Origin of the sequence: Roseobacter cerasinus, assembly GCF_009811755.1 — a bacterium.
Taxonomy (GTDB): domain Bacteria; phylum Pseudomonadota; class Alphaproteobacteria; order Rhodobacterales; family Rhodobacteraceae; genus Roseobacter; species Roseobacter cerasinus.
Genome location: NZ_BLIV01000003.1, coordinates 335,059 through 355,552, shown reverse-complemented (window position 1 = coordinate 355,552; position 20,494 = coordinate 335,059). Strand labels below are relative to the sequence as shown.

Below are 20,494 nucleotides of genomic sequence, written 5' to 3'. Positions count from 1 at the left end.
TCCATCGGCCGATCCCGTCTTACAATGATCCGCTCATCACTACGTTTTCCTCCTTGTAGCCTAGGCAAGATTTCATTGGGTCGATACCCGACTGCCAGATGAGAGCGCAATTCAAACCCCTCTCCGGCGCGCAGAACGCCAAAACGGCGATACGCGAACCGGCGTCGTTCATGCGCCAACGCACGCAGCCGCTTGCGCAGAGTTCTATCGCCCTGCTCTTGCTTCTTGTACTGAAAGACGGACCGGTGAAGATCAGCCAGCTCACACGCCCCCTCTTGGCCGATGGCCTTGCAATCGCCTGCCCGGCAATGGACGCCGGACAGGTCTTATCACACAGACTGGCTTACGGAATCCCAGAAATCAGGTCAGGAAGCGCGCGCTTGTCTTATGAATATGTTGGCTTCGTTGTTAGAACGGAGCCATCGCCCGGCCCGGCATTAATGCCGGGCGATGGCGGGGATGGATCGGAACCGCGCCGATTTTGGGAACCGTCCTAGAGTGTGATCGTCCCCGTCTTTTCCAAGAGGCCTGAACGGATACAAGGGGGCCGATATTTGCCCCGAATGACAAGCATAGGGCAGGAAAAGATGACGAAGCATACCATTGGGGTGGACATTTCAAAGGACCATCTAGACATCCACGTGCTGCCAAGTGGCGAAGCGATGACGGTCAAGAACTCGGGGCACGGATTTCGGAAAATCGCGCGTCGGTTTCGCGAGCTTGATCCGGCCATCATAGTTTTCGAGCCCACCGGCTCCTACCATCGCGCCTTTGCCCAGGCGATGCACGCGGCGGGGTTTGCGATCCACGGTGTCAATCCGCTCTATGCCCGCCGTTTTGCTCAGGCGATTGGTGTTCTTGCAAAAACGGATCGAGTGGATGCAGCGCTACTGGCTCGGATGGGCGTCGCTCTGGATTTGCAACCTCAGCAACCTCAATCTGAGACCATTATTCTTTTGCGAGAACTGGCGATGTCACGACGCGGGCTGATGAAAGAACGTACGGCGACACTGAACCGCCAGAAGGTGCTGAACCATCCTTTGCTCAAGCGGCAGTGCGCCGCGCGCCTGCGGCAGATCGAACGCCAAGTGAAGCAGCTGGATGCGGAGATCGCCGAGGTCATTCGCGCTGACGAACACCTGCACCGTCGCGCGAGGATCCTGACCAGTATTCCCGGCATCTCGGATGTGACCGCCTTCACGCTGATGGTTGAAATGCCAGAACTCGGGACGCTTTCCTCGCCGCAGACCGCCAGCCTGGCAGGTCTTGCGCCGATGAGCCGGGAAAGCGGCAAATGGAAAGGCAAGTCGTTCATCCAGGGCGGGCGCGCCATTCTGCGACAGTCGATGTACATGCCCGCGCTGGTCGCTACACGCTTCAATCCGGATATGCGTGTCGTCTAGGAAAGGCTCATAGCCGCAGGAAAGCCTGCCAAAGTCGCCATCACAGCCGTCAAGCGTAAGTTGATGATCCTGGCGAACGCCTTGGTGAAGGCCGACAGAACGTGGCAGCCGCGACCGTCACATTAGGCAAACCGTTCTTTCGCCGCATCGGCCATCAACTCGAAAGATGCGGGACAAAACGCTATTTCGCTGCAGATGCACGAACGTCAGCTATCGGAATATGCTACCCCACCGCAGCGCGCTCGACGGCTTCTCGAACTGCCTGAAAAACCCCCTTCAGCTCATTGTTTGGCACCCCACCAAAAGCAAGCCGAAGCGCCTGCGGGACTGCGATAGTCGTTGCAAAAGGTTCCGCGCCGGATGCCGAAATGCCATGTTCCTTCAAACGTGTGACAATAGGCTCGGCCCGCACGCCCTTTTCGAGCGGCAACCAAGCAAATCCTGCATAGCGGTGCGAGAGGATAGACTGTCCACCCAGAACGGTCCGGCAGAGCTGCTGGCGCTCCGCGCCGTCCCGTCTTCTGTTTTCTTCCGAACTGACCAGCGTTCCATCTTCCACCCAGCCCGTGACCAGACCGGAAATCAGCGCCGGGGCGTTCCATGTTGTTGCCCGGATCGCCTCAAGCAGTCCATCGGTATGGGCCGCGGGGGCAATCACGTATCCCATGCGAAACCCCGTTGCGAGACTTTTGGAAAAGCCTCCCACATGAACAGTGCGTTCCGGCGCGAGGGAGATGAGGCTTGGCGGCGGGTCCACCTCCAGAAAGGCATATACAGCGTCTTCGATGACCAGAAGGTCATGCTTGCGCGCAACCTCGATCAGCCGCTGGCGCGTCGTTTCGTCCATGACTGAGCCCAAAGGATTATGGACTGTAGGCATCAGGTAAATCGCTCGGACCGTTCGTTCGCGGCACTGTCTTTCCAGATCTTCCGGGTTCATCACGCCGCCCCGTCCCTCCACCGGAACGAGTTCGAGACCCTGCAATGCCGCGACCGATTTGAAGCCCGGATAAGTCAGGGTGTCGGTCGCTATTGCGTCACCGCGTCGGAAAAGCCCGAAGGCGATGATCGCCAGTCCATGCTGGCCGCCGGACGTGACCAGCAGGCATTCGGGGTCAATGGGACCAAGCGTTGATTTGAGGCTTTCGGCGATGATCCGGCGTTCGTGCGTCCGTCCGCCGTGAGGCTGGTAGCGCAGCATCGCCTCTAGATCGCCCGCCGTCGCAAGTCGCCGGAGGCCAACTCGCAACATATCTGCATCGGCCGCGTCACCCGGCATGTTGAATACCAGGTCGATGAGGCCGTCACTGGCGGCCTGCCGGACACCGAGTGTCGTTGGCAAGCCGAGGTCGCGCACATACGTGCCGCGACCGGCCTCGCCGATAATCAAGCCCCTGCGTTCAAGCTCCCCATAGGCGCGCGTTGCCGTGGCAAGGGCGACCTTGAATTGTTCCGCAAGTGCCCGATGCGTCGGTAGTCTCGTACCCGGAGCCAGCTTGCCGTCCTGGATCGCTGTTGAGAGCATGTCGGCCAAGCGTATGTATCGGGCTTTCCTCATATTCTCGCTGTATCTAGTACAATAGAAAAATTGTCATACTGATTACCTCATGGCATTCCGGTCTCAAGTCAATCTTCGAGGCTCGCCCCATGTCCAGAATCATCCCAATTTCGCTCCTCGCCCTTGGTCTGTTCACAGTGACATTCGCCGTGAACCTTCAGGCTCCGCTCTACGATGCCTATGCAGCCGAAAGTGATGTCGGCGCGACGGCGGTGACGGTTGCCTTCGCGGCCTATGTCGGAGGTCTCATGCCAACGCTGCTTCTGCTCGGCGGGCTATCGGATAGGATCGGGCGACGGGAGCCAATTGCACTTGCGCTTATCCTTGGAGCCGTAGCGACCGCGCTCCTTGTGCAGGTGCCGAGCTGGACCAGTCTTGTGATTGCACGCTTCCTGCTCGGGATCGGAACCGGTCTGGCGACGACTGCCGGGACGGCCTACATGACGGAAATTCTTGGATCGGATCGCGCGAAGAATGCTGCCCTCATCGTCACTTCTGCTACATCGCTCGGCTTCGGCGGTGGCGCTCTGGCGACCGGTATCAGTCTCGCTGTGCAAGGACCGACGTTTCTGCCCGCAAGCTACATCGCCCTGTTCGTGGCGGCTCCGATCCTTGCCGTGATCGCCCTCGGACTGCCGCGCATCGATAGGCCTAAGCCAGTATCGCTTCTACGTCTCCCGGTTTTCCCTACTGGCACTTGGGTATTCGGTGTGGCGATGGCGCTGGCTTGGTCCACGACGGGGATGACCATCGCTGTTGTTCCCCTAGAACTAGCAGCGAACAACCTCGGCGGATGGACGGGCTTCGTCATTTTTCTTGCGATCTTCGTCGGCTTTCTCTGCCAGCCGATTTCCCGCCGCATGACCAACGAACGGGCGCTTGGACTCGGGTTTGTTCTGGTCCCTTTCGGATTTCTCGTCCTTCTGGCCGGAGTCTGGTTGAAGGTCTTGGCATTTGTTCTCATCGGCACGTGCATCACCAGCGCGGCAAGCTACGGCTTCACGTATCTCGCCTCCCTAGCGGAAGTCTCGTTGGGTGCGCCGGACGACCGTGCGCGGGCGACGGCGGGCCTGTTCGTCTATGCCTACTTCGGGTTCTCGCTTCCCGTGATCGCAAGCGGCGCACTGGCGGACATACTCGGTCTTCTGTCGGCCATGATCGTTTTCGCGTCTGTCCAGATGGCAATCACGGCGATCATCGTTATTTTTTGGAAAAAACGCTCCGCTCCGCCCTTCCGTGATTCAATTCATGCTTCCTAATCAATCAGATCCTCCGCTATGTCACCAATGCTGACGGAACTTCTTCCACCTCTTATTCTTTGGCTTATCTGCGCCGCTGCCGTGGTCTGCGGAACAGTGATCCAGAAGCTCTCCGGTGCAGGGTTCGGAATGATTGCGGCACCAACCATGACAATCGTGGCCCCCGAATGGGTGCCGGGGACGATCCTGCTGCTTGGTTGCCTGATCGGAATTGGCTCCTTGCTGGGTGCGCGCGATGCGGTTGTCCGATCTGATTTACCGCCCGGTCTCGCCGGTCGTCTTGTCGGCGCGATCCTTGCCGCCCTGATCGCCAGCCTGGTCGTTGGGACAGCTTTGCTTCCAATTGTGGTCGGCGTCATCGTCCTGTTTGCTGTCGCGCTCAGTTTGGCCGGCCTGTCCATCGCGATCACGCCAGCAACCCTGTTCGGAGCGGGCCTGACAGGCGGTGTTATGGGCACGCTGACAGGAATTGGTGCGCCACCGATGGCTATTCTCTACTCCACCGTCGAGGCGCGAAGATCTGCCGCGACCCAAAACGCCTTTTTCGGTTTTGGCATGTTTCTCTCAATCGGCGCGCTGGCTGTTGCAGGCTTGATCCGTGCTCCGCAACTCGCGCTAGCGGCATCTCTAGCACCGCTCGTGCCTCTAACTCTCTTTGCGGCACGACCGTTGGTTGCCCGATTTGAGAGAGGCACCATACGTCCGTGGGCGCTTGGGTTAGCGACACTCTCATCGGTCACTTTGCTCGCAGATTCGCTTTGAAGAACAAATACTCAATTGAGCATGAATGATTGGCAGCGGCCATTGGTTCGCTTTGCAGCATTAGGTAAAATGGGCTCTTTCGTAGAATCCGCTGCACGCGGTACGAACGGCTGCTGTCTTGATGTCACCGTTTTGCCCGAAAAGACGCTTGACGCACAACGGATACTCTAGGACGATTTTGACAACGCCTTTGCAAGGCGCGGCAAGCGCGCCTTTTTCAACAGGGCGCGCATCTCCCAAGGCTTGCCGGACAATCGTCGCGCAGCAGCCAGAACCTGCGCTGCCGCCGCTTCAACCTCCGCAGAATGGCTCTGAAAGAGCGTATGCAAGTGCTCGTCGGGCGTAAGACGCAACACGCTTTCTTCAGCCAGGATATTCTTTGGAAAATCTTTTATATTCAATGTCATAATCGCGCTACTTGATGTCGATACAGCGGTGGCCAGCACGTGCGTGTCATTTGGATCCGGTAACCACAGGCGGGCTTCAAGATGCTCTGCCGCAGGCGCTTTTGCGCCGGGCCAGGTCGCGCCGAGCATGGCGATCTCGCCCCGCGCCTGGGCCTCACCGTCCGGCCCGAGCTTACGTGCCGCGCGCGCCCATTCTTCAAGAATACGCGCCGACCAGACCGGTTGAAACGCGCCGGTGGCCGCCACACCCAATAGGATCTCCCGCATCACCGTCGGGTAGAGTACGCAGGCGTCAAGCGTGATTTTCACGGCTCACACCCGGAAAAAAAGTGATTTCAGATAGCCGCTTTCCGCAAGCTGCGGCAGCTGCGGATGATCGGGCCCGGCAAAGCCTGTATGGATCAGCGTGGCGCGGCGCCCGACCCGGCCGATTCCCCGGACGCAAGCGCCGCGAAACGCCGTCAGATCCGCCGCGTGCGAGCAGGAGCAGAGGCCCAAAATACCGTTTTCCGCAACCAACGGGGCTGCGAGACGTGCAATCCGCTCATAGGCGCGCAACCCGGCATCCAGCGCCGGGCGCGACGGCGCAAAAGCCGGAGGATCACAGATCACCAGGTCGAACTGCGCGCCCTCGGCGCCGAGCGCTGTGAGCACGTCAAAGGCATCTCCCTGCCGAGTCGCAAATCGGCCCTCCGCCTGCATCGCAGCGGCCCCTGCCTGCGCCAGATCAAGGGCTGTCTGCGAGGCATCCACAGCCAGCGCCCGTTCGGCCCCGGCCGCCAGCGCGGCGAGCGAGAACCCGCCCACATGGCTGAACACATCCAGCACCCGCGCACCCCGCGCCAACCCGCCCGCAAAGGCGTGGTTGGGGCGCTGATCAAAGAAAAGCCCCGTCTTCTGACCACCGGTCACATCAGCCATATAGGTCGCGCCGTTCATCGGCACCGGCAGAGGGCCATCCGGCATCTCCCCCGCAAGACCACCGGACTGATCATCCAACCCTTCCAGACCACGGGTGCGCCCTGAGGCATTTTTCAGCACCGTTTGCACACCGGTCACCGATTGCAGTGCTGCAGTCAACGGGTCCAGCAGCCGCTCGGCCCAGGCCGCGTTCGGCTGGATCACACAGAGGTCTCCAAACCGGTCGATGATCACACCCGGCAGACCATCAGCTTCGGCATGCACCAGACGGTAGTAGGGTTTGTCAAACAGCTGCGCCCGCAGGGCCAGTGCGCGGGCCAGCCGCACCTCGAACCATATCTGATCCAACACAGCGGTGGGGCGCGTGTCCAGCATCCGCGCGATGATCTTTGACCTGGGGTTGACCCCCACCAACCCCAGCGGGCGGCGCGCATCATCCTGCAGGACGGCCGGGGTGCCGGGCGCAAGCGCCTTGGTGCGCCGATCGGTCACCAGTTCATTGGCATAAACCCAAGGGAAGCCGCGCCTGAGCGCACGGGCATTTGCCTTTGGTTTCAGCCGGACAATCGGCAAAGCCTCAGCGGCGGAGGAAGAGCAAACTACAGTCATGGTGACCCTCTAGTCGGTTCAGGGCTTATGTGAAAGTACGGAGTGGGCAGTTGCCGGACCACAAAGCCGGAAGATGATCGCGTGTGCGATCTTCTTTCCCCCAACCGGGCGTGCCAGCTGCTCGCCATAGGATCAAGGGCCGCGCGCACCCTGCCCCGTCCCTGCATCAGCATCTTGTCGTGGCCTCAGTTGCGCGGGCGCGCGCGCCATCCGCCACGCCGCCGGGGGGCGGCCATGCCTTGCAACCCTTCGGTCATCACCTCGGTCATCGGATGATCGGGATGCGCCTCCTTGTAGCGGTCGAGAAGCGCTTTGAGCACTGGGCCGGTCTTGGCTTCCAGCGGCAGGCTGAGCGCCCAATCGAGAAAGATCGACCGGCATTCAGCTTTGGTGATCCCCGCGATGCGGTAGGACTCCAGGATCAGGCCCTTGGGATCGTGCTCATCCCCCTTCATCAGGTCCTCCCGTCGTCAAAGCGGTATCCAACAGCGCTGCCGAGGCAGCATAGCTGTCCGATAGGCGGGTTTCCAATGCGTCCATGCTCTCTGCCTCAAAAATCCGGGTCAACAGCACGCGGCCTGCCGGGCCGACGGTCTCTGCCGACAGTGGCTGATCCGACAGCAGCCGCGCAAGCTGATGCACCCGGAAGTAAAAGGCATAATGCGCGGTCAGCGCCTGCCCCGATGCGTCATCCAGCACGCCTGCAGCGACAGCAGCAGCAAGGCCTGAGGCGATGCTGCCGCTTGCATCCCCCTGCAGGAGACCCCCCGCCTGAGCCAGAAGTTCGATCTCTTGCAGACGTCCGGCCCCGTTCTTCACATCCCACAATCCTTGCGGCGCCTTGGCTGCGCGAAGCCGGTCTCGCATATCGACCACTTCGGACAACACCGCCGCTTTGTCGCGTGGCAGCGCAATCAGCTCCTGGCGAAAGGCTTCGATATCAGCGGCCAGATCTGCCGGTCCAGCCACCACCCGCGCCCGCGTCAGGGCCAGATGCTCCCAGACCCAGGCCTGCTCGCGCTGATAGCTCTGAAACGCCGGCCAGCTTGTCGCCACGGGCCCCTGATTGCCGGAGGGGCGCAGGCGCATGTCCGCCGCATAAAGCCGCCCTTGCGCCATCGGCGCGGTCAGCGCCGTGATCAGCGCCTGCGTGAGGCGTGCATAATAAGGTCGCGTCGCCAGCGGCTTATCCCCGGTTGAAGCCTCAAAATCCAATGGGTCATAAATCATAATCAGATCAAGATCAGACCCGGCGTTCAGATGACCTGCCCCCAACGACCCCATGCCCAACACCACAGCGCCCCGCCCGGGTGGCGGCCCGTGCCGAATGGCGAACTGCGCCACCACAGCGGGCCAAAGCACCGTCAGCACCGCCCGCGCGAGATCAGCATATTGGCGGGACGCAACCTCCGGCGCGATCAGGCCGCGCAAAAGATGCACACCAATCCGGAAATGCCACTCCTTTGACCAGCGGCGCACCGCGTCCAGCTGCGCTTCGTAGTCAGCCTCTGCCTTCACGCGTTGGCGCAGCAGAGGCTCCAAACCAGCCTGTCCTGGCCAATCCGTAAAGAAATCGCCACCGATGACCGCATCAAACACCCCGGCATTCCGCGACAGATACTGTGCAAGCTCAGGCGAGGTGGTGGTAATATCGATGAGCAGATCGGTCAGATGTGGGTTGGCCTCCAGCAGCGAAAACAGCTGCACTCCCGCGGGCAATCCGGCGAGGAATCCATCAAAAGCAAGCAGCGCCTCCTCCGGACGGGCCGAACCGGACAGACGCGCCAGAAGGTCGGGGCGCAGACGCTCAAAGATGGCGCGGCTACGTTCGCTCCGCAGGGCAGGATAGCTGTTCCAGCGGGCATGCACATCGCTCTGCATCGCTTGCTCCACGGGGGCCGGATCTGGTTTCGAGGGGGCAAAGAACTGCTCCATCGTGTCATGCACCTGTTGCAGACGCGCCAGCAGTTCTTCCTCAAGGGCGTTGCGTTCCCGGTCCATCAGGCAGGCCAGGCGGTCAAACCCCTCACCATTGCGCGGCAGGCTATGGGTCTGGGCGTCATGTACCATTTGCAAACGGTGTTCGACGGTCCGGTGAGCGACATAGTGATCGGAGAGCATCTCAACCGTCTCCTGCGGAACCCAGCCTTTGGCGGCCAACGCATGCAGACCTGCCACCGTGCCGGGCCTGCGCAGATCGACGTCGCGCCCGCCTGCAATCAGCTGCCGCGTCTGGGTGAAGAACTCGATCTCGCGAATGCCACCGCGACCCAGTTTCATATTGTGCCCCGGCAAGGTGATCGGGCCGCCAAGGCCTTTGTGCTGGCGGATCGCAAGCCGCATGTCATGCGCATCCTGGATCGCCGCAAAATCAAGATGGCGGCGCCAGACAAAAGGCGACAGATCCTCCAGAAACCGGGCTCCGGCGCGCTGATCCCCTGCCGCGACGCGCGCCTTGATGTAGGCCGCACGCTCCCAAGTTCGGCCAAGGCTTTCATAGTACCGCTCCGCGGCCTCCATCGCGATGCAGACCGGGGTGACGGCCGGGTCCGGCCGCAAGCGCAGGTCCGTGCGAAACACATAGCCATCGGGCGTGATCTCGCTGAGTGTCGCGGTCATGGCCCGCGTGGCGCGCACAAAGCTCGACCGCGCATCGTAAAACTCATCGGGGTCAAAGCGGCGCTCGTCAAAGAGGCAGATCAGGTCGATATCGGAGGAGTAATTCAGCTCACGCGCGCCCATCTTCCCCATGGCCAGCACACACATGCCAGCCGCATCCTTGAGATCGGAGTCCGTCTTTCCGGGCAGCTTTCCGCGCCGGATCTGCACCGCCAGGCCCGCACGCAAGGCAGCCTGACATGCGGCATCGGCGAAATCGGTCAGCGCACCGGTCACCTTCTCCAGCGACCAGGCGCCCCCAAGATCAGCCAGCGCCGTCAGAAGCGCGACACGCCGCTTTGCTTGCCTGAGGGTCGGCGCCAACCCATCGGCTCCCGCCTCGGCAGAGCTTTTCAACAATTGGGTCAATGTGTGATCCGGTTGTGTCAGCGCTTCGGCCAACCACAGCGTTTCTTTCTCCACCAGCCCGGCGAGATAGGGGCTGGAGCCTGCAGCCCCCTCAACCAGCGCCCGCAGCTCCGGCCCAAGCTCCGGGACAGCGGCGGCAACCTCACGGCCCCGGTCAGGGTCGAACGGGCGTGGGCAACGGGTCAGGAGACTGGCCAAACTCATAAGCTGGGATGTGCCACAGATGCCGGCAACGTCAAAGCCTTGTTGTGTGCGCGCGTCCCAACTGAACCTGGCCTGGTGTTCCGGAGGCTGATCTTTCCAGAGTGGCATGGAAGTTCGCGGCGGCTTCCGCTGGCGGGATGTTCGCGGTGAGTTCCAGCAGTCGGCGTTTGTTGAACCAATCGACCCCTTCCAATGTGGCTTTCGGTCTTCGTCACGCTTGGCGCGATCCGAAAGGCGTAAAGGGTCAGCGCGCCTTGCCAAATGATCATGGAACGTGGCTGGGGCAATCGGCAAAACACGGCAGATTGGGGCGCCATTGCTGCTCCAACCAATGGCGTTCCCATGGCTCACCATCCAAGACCATCCGCACAGCACGTGCGCGCACGTCTGGTGAATAGTTGTTCGTTAGCAGGCGGAGCCTCGGACAAACCAGGCGCGGTTTATCTAACTTGGAGTAAGTTGAGCGCGATTGGCCCGCGCGGTACAAATCACACTGACCGCGAGAGCTTCAGTCGGGGTGTCATGTCACACCAATAAAGACAACGCGCCGGACTGAGTTACTCGGGACCAGCGTTAAAGATAAACAGCGTCTCGCCATTGATCGTGTAGCCGTTGATGAGATCCGCTGCGCGTCGGCTGGTGAGCCAGCCTTCCAACTGCACGGCCAGATCATGACGCACGTGGCTGTGCCGTTCGGGGTTCACCGCGAGAAAGGCGTATTGGTTGAAAAGCGCGGGGGCTCCTGAATAGAGCAAAGCCAACCCCGCCGGATTGCCGAAGTTCAGCCAGCTCGCGCGATCCGCGAGGATATAGGCGTCAAGCCCAGCGGCGGTGTTGAGGCTGGCGCCCATGCCTGCCCCCACTTCTCGGTACCACGCGCCAAACGTCTCAGGTGACAGCCCGGCCTCCGCCCACAGCGCGCGCTCTTTCTTATGCGTGCCGCTTTCATCACCACGGCTGACGAAGGCGGGCTCCGCCGCACTGATCCGCTGCAGCGCCTCGGCGGCAGAGCCCGCCACAGCGATCCCCGCCGGATCCCCCGCTGGCCCGATGAAGACAAAGTCGTTGTACATGATCTCGCGGCGATGGGTGCCATAGCCCTCAGCCACAAAGGCCTCTTCTGCCGTGCGGGAGTGCACGAGGATGGCATCCACATCCCCCGCCTGCCCCAGCCGCAGTGCCTGCCCGGTTCCAACGACCAGCAGTTGCACATCAAGCCCCAGATCCTCCTTGATCGCGGGCAGCAACACATCTGCCAGACCTGAGTTTTCAAATGACGTGGTGACGGCCAGTTTCATCTCTTCGGCCAAAACTGCGGTTCCAAGCGTCACTGCCGTCGCCAAGGCGAGAATGCGGTGGATCATGCGATGATATCTCCTCTGAAAAATGCCTCTAGCTCCTCCGTGCATGGCGCGCCGAAGAAACGCGCGGCAGAGCCTGCTTCATGCACCACGCCGTGCAGCATGAAGATAGCATCGCTGGCCAATCGTCTGGCTTGACCCAGATCATGTGTGGTCATGATAATGCGGGTTTTTTCATCAAGGGCGGCCTGTAACAGCGCCTCAATGGCCCGGGTCGAGGCGCCATCGAGATTGGCGCAGGGTTCATCGAGAAACAGCACATCCGGCCTGCGGATCAGCGCCCGGGCGATCGCCAGCCGCTGTTTTTCACCGCCAGACAGGCGCGTGGCCTGCAGGCTCGCACGCTCCTCCAGCCCAATCCGGGCCAGCCAGTCGGCCACACGCGCGCCAATCTCGGCGCGCGGCAGGCGCAAAAGCTGCAAGGGGTAGCGCAGATTGTCCGCCACGGAGCGGCGCAGCATGATCGGGGTCTGGAACACATAGGCCTGCCGGTGCTGCGCCTGCTCATCTGGAACCGACCAGCGCACGGCGCCCGTGCTCAGCCGTTCCACCCCATGCATGGCACGCAGCAGCGTGGTCTTGCCGCTGCCGTTGGGGCCGATGATGATCGTCAGGCCCGTGGCCTCCAGGCTGAGATCAACCGGCCCAAGCAGCGTTTTGCCGCGTCTGCGCACGGCGACATCCGTCAGGGTCAAAGGCAGGATGCTGCTCACCACCGCCCCTCCCGTTCTGTGCGCGAGAGCCAGTGAATGGCCACATTGATCCCGATGGCGAGCGCGATCAGTACAAAGCCCAAGGCCAGAGCGAGAGCAAAGTCGCCTTTGCCTGTCTCCAACGCAATCGCCGTGGTCAGCACGCGGGTTGCATTGTCGATGTTGCCGCCCACGATCATAATCGCACCGACCTCGCCAATAGCCCGGCCAAAGCCGGCCAGCGAGGCGGTCAGCAGGTTGCGTCGCCCGTCCCAGATCAGCGTGCGGATGCGCTGCCAGCCGCTGGTGTTCAGGGAAATCAACAGATCGTGGTATTCGGCCCACAGCTCGCGCATGGCCTGATGGGTGATCGAGGCGATGAGTGGCGTGATAATGATGACCTGTGCAATGATCATGGCCGTGGGGGTAAAGAGCAGCCCCAGCACGCCAAGCGGCCCCGAACGCGACAGCAGGATATAGACGAGGAGGCCGACGACCACCGGCGGCAGCCCCATCAGCGCATTCAGCAACGATATCGTCAACCGCCGATACCGAAACCGGCGGATCGCGAGTAACGTGCCCAAGGGCAGCGCAATGGCTGAGGCGATCACCAGCGCTGTCAGGCTGACTTGCAGCGAGCGCAGCGAAATCTCCAGAAGGTCAGCGTCAAGCGTCACCACCAGCCAGAACGCGGACAGCAGCCCGTCATATATGTCGTTCATGGGTCAGGTCGGGTCATGTGCTACGCATTTTGTGCTCAGTTGCACTGTCCTACGGCATGGCCGCATGCTCTGCAATCAAATGGGGGGCAGCCTGCAACCGCTGCAATTGTCGAGGGTGCGGTCCCTCACTTGTCGGAAGGTTTGCTCAGCAGATCGACGACTTTCTGAGCAAGGCTCAGCACCGCAAAACATCCTAACGCCCAGACCAGAAGCTCAAAGGGTGCGGCATCAGTGCCACGCAGCCATTGGCCGACCAGACCGCCCTGCGGGCGCAGCGCGTCCCATCCAAATAGTCCGGGCCTGTCCCAAAGCGAGAGATACCAAAACCGCGAGAAATAGAAGAAGACAGCCGCAATCCCCGCGACCAGCAACAGCATTGGCACGCGGCGCATCACCGCAGCACCTCCAGCGTGTCCGGATCCAAGCGCAACACCAGCAGATCACCCCGCCGCTCCACCTCACCTTCCAGTGAGATGAATTGCGCCACGTAGTGATAGGCCTTCTCGGGCAGATGCTCCCCATTGGGGCCGGTGATCAGCAGGAACTCCGACCCGTCCACCGGCTGGGAGGAGACAAAGACGGGTGGCACCTTACCCAGCAGACAGAGATTGGCGCAGGCCTTATGCGCCAGCCCGCGCCCAGGGCGCATGGCGCCTGCGAGGCATTTGCCGTCGCAAATCTCGCCCGCCAGTTTCCAGCGGCCCAGCGGCACGGTCCCCATCTCCGGCACAGCACCCTCGACCGCCTGAAGGCCATTGCGCCCGCCGCGCAGTTGCAACATGTCCAGCGTTCCGCGCTCCAGCATCACACCCGACGCCTGCGCCAGCTGCCCCTCAAGCGGGATCGCCCGATCCTCCACATTGGTCTTGCCGCCCCCGGCCAGCATCAACGTATGCCCCGCCGGGATCCGCTCATTCCCTTCGGTTACGCGCAACAGCGGATAGGGTGTCAGCTCCACCACCCCGGTCACGGTCTGGCGCCCATAGTCGAAGCGAAAGGCCCCCTCGCCCGGATCGTCCTGTGCCACACCAAGCGCCAGTCCGAAGCCCGCAAGGCCCGAGACAAAGAGCACACAAACCGCCAGCAACAGCCCCCGCAGCGCCTTGGGCGCGGGCAGGTAGCCAACGAAGAAACTGTCCTTGTCGCTCATCCGGTGGCTCCTTGCGGGACGGGCACCGGCTCCACATAGGTCCCCGGCACATTGGCCCGCGGGTCAACCAGCACGGCGGTGCCCTCCAGTTTCAGATTGTAGGTCGGGACCTTCTCGGTGAAGGGTGCGGGTGAACGCCCATTGGTCACATCGTATTGGAAACCATGCCAAGGGCAGGTCACCAGGCAGTCGATGATACGCCCCTCCCCCAGCGGCCCGTTCTGATGCGCGCAGGCATTCGAGATCGCGCTGAGCTTGCCGGCGTTGAGATAGACCGCAACACGTTCACCACTCGCCAGAAGCTTGATCTTGGCAAAACCGTCCTTCATCTCGGCGATGTCGCAGACGGGCACCCAGTCGGCAGCCGCTGCCAACAGCTTGGCATCCGTGCTGCGCTCCTGCAGGGCGGCAAGCAAATGCAGGAGGCCCACTGCCGCCGCCCCTCCGATGAAGATCACCGTGACCGCGTGGTTTTGCTGGTCCTGCAGAATGCCGAAGGACACATGCGCCACGACAGACAGATAGGCGGGATAGATCAGATAATGGATGCGCTTCCACACCGGCGGGCTGAGGAACTTCATCCAGAAGTCATGGCTTGTCGCCGCCAGCAGGATCAGCGTGACGAGCGCAAAGAGGCCAAAGACCTCAAAGGGAAAGCCCGCCAGTTGCCCGTAGCTCGTGTTGGCAAAGAGCAGCGCCTCGTATTTGTTCGATGCGGAAAAGGCGAAGTACCAATCCACGATATAGCCCGCATGGGTGGTCGCCACAAAGGCCGTCATCACGCCAAAGTGCCGCCGGTTGTAAAGCAGCGGCAAAACCCGCGGGTCGAGCCGCGCCAGCGGGCCGATGCACAAGATCACCGTCAACATCACAAAGGCGCAGGCGCCAAAGGCGCGCGCGTTGTGGATTTGCGGGTTGATCGGTCGCTCGTGGCTCAGAATGCCGGGGGCGACATAGAGGAACACATAAAGGAACAGACCCACGCCCAGCAGCATTACCGCATCGTAGATGTATTTATTCGTATTCCACTGGACGGGGATGTACTTCACACTCATTGGGCAGCCTCCACTTGGCCGGAGAGCTGCAGCGGTGCGATGTCGGTGGGCCAGGTTTGCCGCTGGCTAAGGCCAATGACGATGATTGCGCAGATGCCAATGGGCAGCAACCAGCCCACCACAAAATGCGCCCGGCGCGGCGGGTCATAGCGGCCGGGCCAGCGTTCGCGCCCGCTCTCGAAGAGATACCAACGCCACAGCACGAGCGGCCAGATCACAAGAACGCCCGGGATCAGAAGTGGCCGAAAGATGTAGGCCTCACGCGCATCCTCATCGATGCGGTCCATGCCGATGGTCAGGAAGATCGCCGCAACCACAGCGCCGATGCTCCCCCAGATGCGCAACCCCATGAGGATGGCTTCGGCTTGGGTCATGTTTCTGGCGCTCCGATCCTCGACACAGTCTTGCGCTCCAAGGTGCACGCGGCTCACCCTTTCGACCAAATCACATTTTTGGTTATTTTTCAGTTACCGCTGAAATGTCTGCCCGTGTGGCCTTTGCATGTCACCCCTGCGGCGGCTGGCCCAACAGCGGGCCCGCTTTCACCGCGCGGATGCCCGCGCGCGCAATGGCGATGATTGTCAGCAGGGTCATTGCCCAGAAGAACCATGTGATCGGCCCACGCACGAGGATGGCCGGATCGCTGCCGGACATCAGCATGGACTGGCGGAAATTATCTTCCAGCAGCGGCCCAAGGATGAAGGCAATGAGGAAGGGCGCGGCAGGCACCCGGTAGCGCATCATGGCAAAGCCGATCCAGCCCATCACGAACATCACGCCCACGTCGAAGATATTGTTGTTCACCGCAAAGACCCCGTAGATGCAGAGCACCAGCACGGCGGGGATCAGGATGCGCTTGGGCACATCCGCCACGTATTTGAAGCCGCGAATGGCGATGGACCCGATGAGGAACAGAAAGACCGAGCTGACGATCAGCCCGATGAACAGCCCATAGATGATGTCGACGTTGAGGATGAACATCATCGGGCCGGGTTGCAGCCCGTGGATCATGAAGGCACCGATGATGATGGCGGTGATCACGTCTCCCGGCACGCCAAGGGCCAGAAGCGGGATCAGCGTCGCACCGGCCACCCCGTTGTTGCCGGCCTCTGAGGCCGCGACGCCTTCGATCTCACCCTTGCCGAAATTCTCGCGGTTCTTTGAGGTCCGGCGCGCTTCGGAATAGCTGAGGAAGGCCGATGGGGCTGCGCCAATGCCGGGGATGGAGCCGAGGAAAACCCCGATAAAGCTGCCCCGCACAATGGATTTGAAACTGCGGCGGTACTCCCCGAAGGTGACCCAGTTCTTACCCAAAGAGCGCGCCTTGCCCACATGCGCGGTCGGGTGCCGGACCATGGCGAGGATTTCGGGGATGGCGAAGAGCCCGATCAGCACCGCGATGAAGTTCAAGCCCCCCATCATATTCGGGTCACCAAAGGTGAAGCGGTTGGTGCCATAGACCAGATCCAGCCCGATGGTTGCCAGCAGCAGGCCCAGCAACGCCGAAAGCGCGCCGCGCAGCAGGCTCTCGCCTGAGACACCGGCGATGATGGTCAGCGAAAACAGGATCAGCGTGAAGAACTCCGGCGGGCCGAAGCTGAGCGCGAAAGACGCAAGCCACCCGGCAAAGAGGATCAGCGAGAGGTTCGAGATCACATCCGCCGTGCAGGACGCCCAGAGCGCCATGCCAAGCGCGCGCCCCGCCTCACCCTTCTCAGCCATCGGGTAGCCATCGAGGATGGTGGCGGAGGACGCAGGGGTGCCCGGCGTCTTGATCAGGATCGCCGGAATCGACCCGCCGAAGATGCCGCCTTTGTAGACGCCCAGCAGCAAAAGGATGCCCGTGATCGGCTGCATCGCAAAGGTGAAAGGCAGGGTCAGTGCGACGGCCATGGTGGCCGACATGCCGGGGATCGCCCCACCAATCACGCCAATGGCCACACCGAGAAACAGCGCCAGAAAGGCTTCGATATTGCCGACCAGGCTGAGGCCAGCGGCGAGGCTGTCGACAAAGCTCATGGCAGCCTCAAAACCTCACCCTGCGGGATCGCAACGCCCGCCACATGGGCAAAGAAGGCGTAAAGCACCAGCGGCACCAGGACGGCGCAGACCAGCGCGGTCATCGGATGACGCGTGCGCACCAGAAAGGCGGTGGCCGCGAATATCAGCATTGAGGTCAGCACCATGCCCAGACCCGGCAGCAAAAGCATGGTCAGCACCATGATCACCGCCATCAGGGCCAGCCGCACCCAGGCGGCACCGGCCTCGTCGCTCGGCTCTTCCAGCGGCGCGCCACTCTGGTCCAGCCGCAGGCCCGAATAGATCAGCCCAAAGCCCGTCAGCCCGGTGAACCCCGCCAGGGCGTAGGGCCAAAACAGCGGCGACAGGATGATGTTGCCCACATTGCTGGGCGAGGACACCCAGGCCGGAATGGCATAAACCGCCAGAAAGAGCGCGGCCAGCACCGCGCCCACCCCCAGCCGCATTTGCACCTGTCGCTGTGTCATCGGCCCCCTTCCCCGGTCACGCCTGACGCAAAGCGCCGGGCGATCTGAACGCCCGGCGCGTGTCTCTATCGACGGGCGGTCCGCCTAGCCTTCAATCCGCATGCCCAGATCGTCAACAAGTTTCCGGAAGGTGTCGTATTGGCCCTGAATGAAAGCGTTCGCGTCTTCAGGAGACATCAATTCGATGACAGAGCCGCGCGCGGTCATCTTTTCCAGGAAATCGGCATCCTCTGTGGCGCTGGCCATCCAGGTGCCCCATTTGTCAGCCACCTCGTCCGGCAACCCGTCCGGGCCCGCAATCCCGGTCCAGCCGACCAGCTGGTGCAGCGCGGGCTTGCCCAGATCCGCTGCTGTCGGCACGTCGAACCCTGGGACCGGCTCTGCCGTGGTGACCATCAGCGGCACGAGCTGCTTGTTGGCCACAAAGCTCGCGATAGAGGAGGAGTTGGTGCAGAGAAACGTCGCGGTGCCGTTCAGCACCGCTGTGGCTGCGGCGCCACCGCCCTTCTGCGGAATATGCGTCGTCTGGGTCAGCGGTTCCTCGACCCCGAACTCCGACAACACCATGACAGCAGCCAGATGCAGCAGCGATCCGACGCCCGAGGAGGAATACGTCACGCCGCCCTGGTCCACCTTGGCGATCAGTTCCTCCATCGAGGTGATGCCCGAGGACGAGCTGACTGCGCAGGCCACCGGGTTGATCTCGTAGACCGTGACAAAGCGGAAATCTTCCAGCGTATAGGGCAGCGTCGCCTTCATCGCCGGGTTCACGGAATGCGAGCCGACGCGCGCAAAGAGCATCGTATAGCCGTCTTCCTTGGCGTTCTGCACCGCAACCGACCCGGTCGCCCCTCCGGCGCCTGTGACATTCGCCATGACCAGCGGCTTGCCCACCGCCGCCCCCAACGGTTCGGCAATCGTGCGGGCCGAGATGTCCGTGGCGCCACCCGCGCCATAGGGGATCACCATATTGATGGGCCGTTCGGGGTATTCAGCCAGCGCCAACCCGGCCAAACCAAGGCTCAGCGCGCAGGCCGCGCCAAATGTCTTGCCAAATGTCTTGAAAGTCATCGTTGTCCTCCCAGTCGTCTTGTTTCGGAGCGTTCCGGGCCAAGCCGACCGCGCCCTTGACAATTGGTAACGTTAAGACATGCTTTATAGAAGTAATAATAAATTACACCTCTAGTAAGGCCAAGTGACGAAAAGGACGGTCGCCACATGTCCATCCGCACCCTGCGGACCCTGATCGCCGTACATGATCACAAGACCTTCAGCGCGGCCGCAGGGGCCGTGCATGTAACCCATGCCGCAGTCAGTCAGCAGATGCGCACGCTGGAGGACAGCTGGGGCGTTCAGCTCTTTGATCGCTCGCGCCGCACGCCGGAGCTGACACCGCTGGGCCGGGCGCTGGTGGCCAAGGCGCGCGATGTGGTGCAGGCCTATGACCAGATGCTGCCCTCGGTGCTGGGCGACAGCGGGGTCAGCGGCGAGGTCAGCCTCGGCGCGCTGCCCACGACGCTGACCACGCTGGTGCCCTCCGCGATCTCGATGCTGGTTGCCGCCTCTCCGCAGGTGCGTGTGCGGCTCTTTCCCGGCCTCAGCAATCAGCTGGTCTCGCAACTGGAACGCGGCGCGCTGGATGCGGCGATCATCACGCGGCCTGACCTGCTCTCAGCCCGGCTGGCCTTTCTCGACATTGCGGAAGAGCCGCTGCAGCTGCTTGCCTCACCCGACATCGCCTGCGACGACCCGTTTGAGCTGTTGGCCAAATACCCTTTCATTCGCTTCAACCGCGATGCCGTGGTCGGCCATATGATCGAAAGCTGGCTGCAAAAGAAAGGCATCCGCGTGCATGAGGCGATGGAGCTGGACGGGCTCGAAGCCATTTCCAGCATGGTCTATGCCAAGCTGGGCGTGGCCATCGCGCCCCGACGCTCGGTGCAAAACGGCAGCCCCCTGCCGCTCAAGCGCATCTCGCTGGGAGAGGACGCGCCGATCCGCCGCCTAGGCCTTGCCTTCCCGCAGGAAAGCGCCCGCCGCCCGGTGCTGACCGAATTGCACCGCGTCTGTCTGCGCGCCGTCGAGATCGGCGCCTTTGGCCCCGCGCACGAATGACCAACAGTGACATCCTCTATCTGGTCATCGGTGCCTTGGCGGGCGGCTTCATCAACGGGCTGGCAGGCTTTGGCACCGCGCTTTTTGCGCTGGGATTTTTTCTCAGCGTCATGCCCGCGCTGGAGGCCGTGGCCATCACGCTGCTGATCTCAGTCCTCAGCGGGCTGCAAGGGCTCTGGATTGTCCGCCGCGCCATTGCCGATAACCCCCGGCGGCTCGCGCGCTTCCTTCTGCCCGCGCTTATTGGCATCCCGCTGGGGGTCGCCTCGCTGAAACAAGTGGATGTCTCGACCCTGAAGCTGCTGATTGCCGCCTTCCTGATCCTCTACGGCGGGTTTTTCACGCTGCGCCGGACCTTGCCGCAAATCGACCGCCCCACCCCGGTGATCGACTGCGTGGTGGGGTTTTTCGCGGGCATCCTGGGGGGGGGCGCCTCGCTCTCCGGCGCGTTACCGACCATGTGGTGCTCCATGCGCGCCTGGCCGCGCTATGAGACCCGTGCGGTGCTGCAGCCTTTCAATGTGGTGGTCTTGGGCCTCTCGGCGCTGATGCTTGCCTGGAATGGGGCCTATCACGCACAAACCATGCTCTACGCGGCCATTGCCTTGCCCACAGCGCTGGTGGCGGCGCAGCTCGGCATCGCGGTCTTCAAACGGCTTGAGGATGCGGTCTTCCGCAGGCTGTTGATTGCCGTGTGTTTTCTCTCGGGCGCCGTGCTGCTGGTCCGCGAGCTGCTCTAGGC

At 62.0% G+C, this 20,494-nt stretch carries 20 protein-coding genes and 1 pseudogene; 6 read left to right on the top strand and 15 right to left on the bottom strand.

Annotated elements, in window-relative coordinates; genetic code table 11:
• Window positions 1–98 precede the first annotated feature (98 nt).
• The gene (locus tag So717_RS09210; RefSeq protein WP_159976395.1) at window positions 99–497 is read left to right on the top strand and encodes a hypothetical protein; all 399 of its coding nucleotides are present in this window, start codon (window positions 99–101) and stop codon (window positions 495–497) included.
• Between the two features lie 90 nt (window positions 498–587).
• Window positions 588–1,529: pseudogene (locus So717_RS09205) on the top strand (IS110 family transposase).
• A 97-nt stretch (window positions 1,530–1,626) separates the two neighbouring features.
• Here the strand turns inward: So717_RS09205 and So717_RS09200 are convergent.
• Window positions 1,627–2,937 carry an aminotransferase-like domain-containing protein gene (locus tag So717_RS09200; protein ID WP_306439500.1) on the bottom strand — a complete coding sequence of 437 codons (1,311 nt, stop codon included), beginning with the start codon at window positions 2,935–2,937 and terminating at the stop codon, window positions 1,627–1,629.
• A gap of 113 nt (window positions 2,938–3,050) precedes the next feature.
• Between So717_RS09200 and So717_RS09195 the strand changes: the two genes are divergently transcribed.
• Window positions 3,051–4,220, top strand: coding sequence for an MFS transporter (locus So717_RS09195; RefSeq protein ID WP_159976389.1), 1,170 nt, complete (start codon window positions 3,051–3,053; stop codon window positions 4,218–4,220).
• A gap of 18 nt (window positions 4,221–4,238) precedes the next feature.
• Complete coding sequence (locus tag So717_RS09190; RefSeq protein WP_306439499.1) at window positions 4,239–4,982, top strand: TSUP family transporter; 744 nt, start codon at window positions 4,239–4,241, stop codon at window positions 4,980–4,982.
• Window positions 4,983–5,149: 167 nt separating this feature from the next.
• Here So717_RS09190 and So717_RS09185 read toward each other — a convergent pair whose 3' ends face one another.
• The 14 genes from So717_RS09185 to So717_RS09120 all read right to left on the bottom strand — a co-directional run bounded on the left by So717_RS09185 (window position 5,150) and on the right by So717_RS09120 (window position 18,708).
• Window positions 5,150–5,698 carry an RSP_2648 family PIN domain-containing protein gene (locus So717_RS09185; protein ID WP_159976386.1) on the bottom strand — a complete coding sequence of 183 codons (549 nt, stop codon included), beginning with the start codon at window positions 5,696–5,698 and terminating at the stop codon, window positions 5,150–5,152.
• Between the two features lie 3 nt (window positions 5,699–5,701).
• Complete coding sequence (locus tag So717_RS09180; RefSeq protein WP_159976383.1) at window positions 5,702–6,919, bottom strand: RSP_2647 family RNA methyltransferase; 1,218 nt, start codon at window positions 6,917–6,919, stop codon at window positions 5,702–5,704.
• A 185-nt stretch (window positions 6,920–7,104) separates the two neighbouring features.
• Entirely contained in the window at window positions 7,105–7,374 is a 270-nt protein-coding gene (locus So717_RS09175) for a hypothetical protein (protein WP_174239020.1), read from the bottom strand.
• On the bottom strand, window positions 7,361–10,150 hold the full coding sequence (gene glnE, locus So717_RS09170; protein ID WP_159977121.1) for a bifunctional [glutamate--ammonia ligase]-adenylyl-L-tyrosine phosphorylase/[glutamate--ammonia-ligase] adenylyltransferase: 2,790 nt from the start codon (window positions 10,148–10,150) through the stop codon (window positions 7,361–7,363). Before glnE ends, So717_RS09175 begins: the two co-directional genes overlap by 14 nt.
• 557 nt (window positions 10,151–10,707) lie before the next feature.
• A complete protein-coding gene (locus tag So717_RS09165) occupies window positions 10,708–11,514 on the bottom strand; it encodes an ABC transporter substrate-binding protein (RefSeq protein ID WP_159976380.1) in 807 nt (268 codons plus the stop codon).
• Entirely contained in the window at window positions 11,511–12,227 is a 717-nt protein-coding gene (locus So717_RS09160; RefSeq protein ID WP_159976377.1) for an ATP-binding cassette domain-containing protein, read from the bottom strand. The genes So717_RS09165 and So717_RS09160 overlap by 4 nt, the downstream gene beginning before the upstream one ends.
• Complete coding sequence (locus So717_RS09155) at window positions 12,221–12,925, bottom strand: ABC transporter permease (protein ID WP_159976374.1); 705 nt, start codon at window positions 12,923–12,925, stop codon at window positions 12,221–12,223. Before So717_RS09155 ends, So717_RS09160 begins: the two co-directional genes overlap by 7 nt.
• Window positions 12,926–13,050: 125 nt before the next feature.
• Window positions 13,051–13,317: a hypothetical protein gene (locus tag So717_RS09150; RefSeq protein ID WP_174239019.1), complete on the bottom strand. Its 267-nt coding sequence runs from the start codon at window positions 13,315–13,317 to the stop codon at window positions 13,051–13,053.
• The gene (locus tag So717_RS09145; RefSeq protein WP_174239018.1) at window positions 13,317–14,075 is read right to left on the bottom strand and encodes a hypothetical protein; all 759 of its coding nucleotides are present in this window, start codon (window positions 14,073–14,075) and stop codon (window positions 13,317–13,319) included. Before So717_RS09145 ends, So717_RS09150 begins: the two co-directional genes overlap by 1 nt.
• On the bottom strand, window positions 14,072–15,130 hold the full coding sequence (locus So717_RS09140; protein ID WP_159976368.1) for a Rieske 2Fe-2S domain-containing protein: 1,059 nt from the start codon (window positions 15,128–15,130) through the stop codon (window positions 14,072–14,074). The genes So717_RS09145 and So717_RS09140 overlap by 4 nt, the downstream gene beginning before the upstream one ends.
• Window positions 15,127–15,504 carry a hypothetical protein gene (locus tag So717_RS09135; protein ID WP_159976365.1) on the bottom strand — a complete coding sequence of 126 codons (378 nt, stop codon included), beginning with the start codon at window positions 15,502–15,504 and terminating at the stop codon, window positions 15,127–15,129. Before So717_RS09135 ends, So717_RS09140 begins: the two co-directional genes overlap by 4 nt.
• 130 nt (window positions 15,505–15,634) lie before the next feature.
• Window positions 15,635–17,149 (bottom strand): tripartite tricarboxylate transporter permease, encoded by a 1,515-nt coding sequence (locus So717_RS09130; RefSeq protein ID WP_159976362.1) that lies wholly within the window; start codon window positions 17,147–17,149, stop codon window positions 15,635–15,637.
• Window positions 17,146–17,637 (bottom strand): tripartite tricarboxylate transporter TctB family protein, encoded by a 492-nt coding sequence (locus tag So717_RS09125; RefSeq protein WP_159976359.1) that lies wholly within the window; start codon window positions 17,635–17,637, stop codon window positions 17,146–17,148. The genes So717_RS09130 and So717_RS09125 overlap by 4 nt, the downstream gene beginning before the upstream one ends.
• An 84-nt stretch (window positions 17,638–17,721) precedes the next feature.
• Window positions 17,722–18,708 (bottom strand): Bug family tripartite tricarboxylate transporter substrate binding protein, encoded by a 987-nt coding sequence (locus So717_RS09120; protein ID WP_159976356.1) that lies wholly within the window; start codon window positions 18,706–18,708, stop codon window positions 17,722–17,724.
• Window positions 18,709–18,855: 147 nt separating this feature from the next.
• Here So717_RS09120 and So717_RS09115 point away from each other — a divergent pair, with 147 nt between their 5' ends.
• Together So717_RS09115 and So717_RS09110 are read left to right on the top strand one after the other, a co-directional pair.
• A complete protein-coding gene (locus So717_RS09115) occupies window positions 18,856–19,752 on the top strand; it encodes a LysR family transcriptional regulator (RefSeq protein WP_159976353.1) in 897 nt (298 codons plus the stop codon).
• Window positions 19,749–20,492: a sulfite exporter TauE/SafE family protein gene (locus So717_RS09110; RefSeq protein ID WP_159976350.1), complete on the top strand. Its 744-nt coding sequence runs from the start codon at window positions 19,749–19,751 to the stop codon at window positions 20,490–20,492. Before So717_RS09115 ends, So717_RS09110 begins: the two co-directional genes overlap by 4 nt.
• The last annotated feature ends 2 nt before the right edge of the window (window positions 20,493–20,494 follow it).

Excerpts from the sequence above, each read along its gene's own strand:
- So717_RS09120 (WP_159976356.1), bottom strand. The coding sequence starts at position 18,708 with ATGACTTTCAAGACATTTGGCAAGACATTTGGCGCGGCCTGCGCGCTG.
- So717_RS09145 (WP_174239018.1), bottom strand. The coding sequence starts at position 14,075 with ATGAGCGACAAGGACAGTTTCTTCGTTGGCTACCTGCCCGCGCCCAAG.
- So717_RS09165 (WP_159976380.1), bottom strand. The coding sequence starts at position 11,514 with ATGATCCACCGCATTCTCGCCTTGGCGACGGCAGTGACGCTTGGAACC.
- So717_RS09210 (WP_159976395.1), top strand. The coding sequence starts at position 99 with ATGAGAGCGCAATTCAAACCCCTCTCCGGCGCGCAGAACGCCAAAACG.
- So717_RS09180 (WP_159976383.1), bottom strand. The coding sequence starts at position 6,919 with ATGACTGTAGTTTGCTCTTCCTCCGCCGCTGAGGCTTTGCCGATTGTC.
- So717_RS09155 (WP_159976374.1), bottom strand. The coding sequence starts at position 12,925 with ATGAACGACATATATGACGGGCTGCTGTCCGCGTTCTGGCTGGTGGTG.
- So717_RS09115 (WP_159976353.1), top strand. The coding sequence starts at position 18,856 with ATGTCCATCCGCACCCTGCGGACCCTGATCGCCGTACATGATCACAAG.
- So717_RS09110 (WP_159976350.1), top strand. The coding sequence starts at position 19,749 with ATGACCAACAGTGACATCCTCTATCTGGTCATCGGTGCCTTGGCGGGC.
- So717_RS09135 (WP_159976365.1), bottom strand. The coding sequence starts at position 15,504 with ATGACCCAAGCCGAAGCCATCCTCATGGGGTTGCGCATCTGGGGGAGC.
- So717_RS09190 (WP_306439499.1), top strand. The coding sequence starts at position 4,239 with ATGTCACCAATGCTGACGGAACTTCTTCCACCTCTTATTCTTTGGCTT.
- So717_RS09195 (WP_159976389.1), top strand. The coding sequence starts at position 3,051 with ATGTCCAGAATCATCCCAATTTCGCTCCTCGCCCTTGGTCTGTTCACA.
- So717_RS09125 (WP_159976359.1), bottom strand. The coding sequence starts at position 17,637 with ATGACACAGCGACAGGTGCAAATGCGGCTGGGGGTGGGCGCGGTGCTG.
- So717_RS09150 (WP_174239019.1), bottom strand. The coding sequence starts at position 13,317 with ATGCGCCGCGTGCCAATGCTGTTGCTGGTCGCGGGGATTGCGGCTGTC.
- So717_RS09175 (WP_174239020.1), bottom strand. The coding sequence starts at position 7,374 with ATGAAGGGGGATGAGCACGATCCCAAGGGCCTGATCCTGGAGTCCTAC.
- So717_RS09130 (WP_159976362.1), bottom strand. The coding sequence starts at position 17,149 with ATGAGCTTTGTCGACAGCCTCGCCGCTGGCCTCAGCCTGGTCGGCAAT.
- glnE (WP_159977121.1), bottom strand. The coding sequence starts at position 10,150 with ATGAGTTTGGCCAGTCTCCTGACCCGTTGCCCACGCCCGTTCGACCCT.
- So717_RS09140 (WP_159976368.1), bottom strand. The coding sequence starts at position 15,130 with ATGAGTGTGAAGTACATCCCCGTCCAGTGGAATACGAATAAATACATC.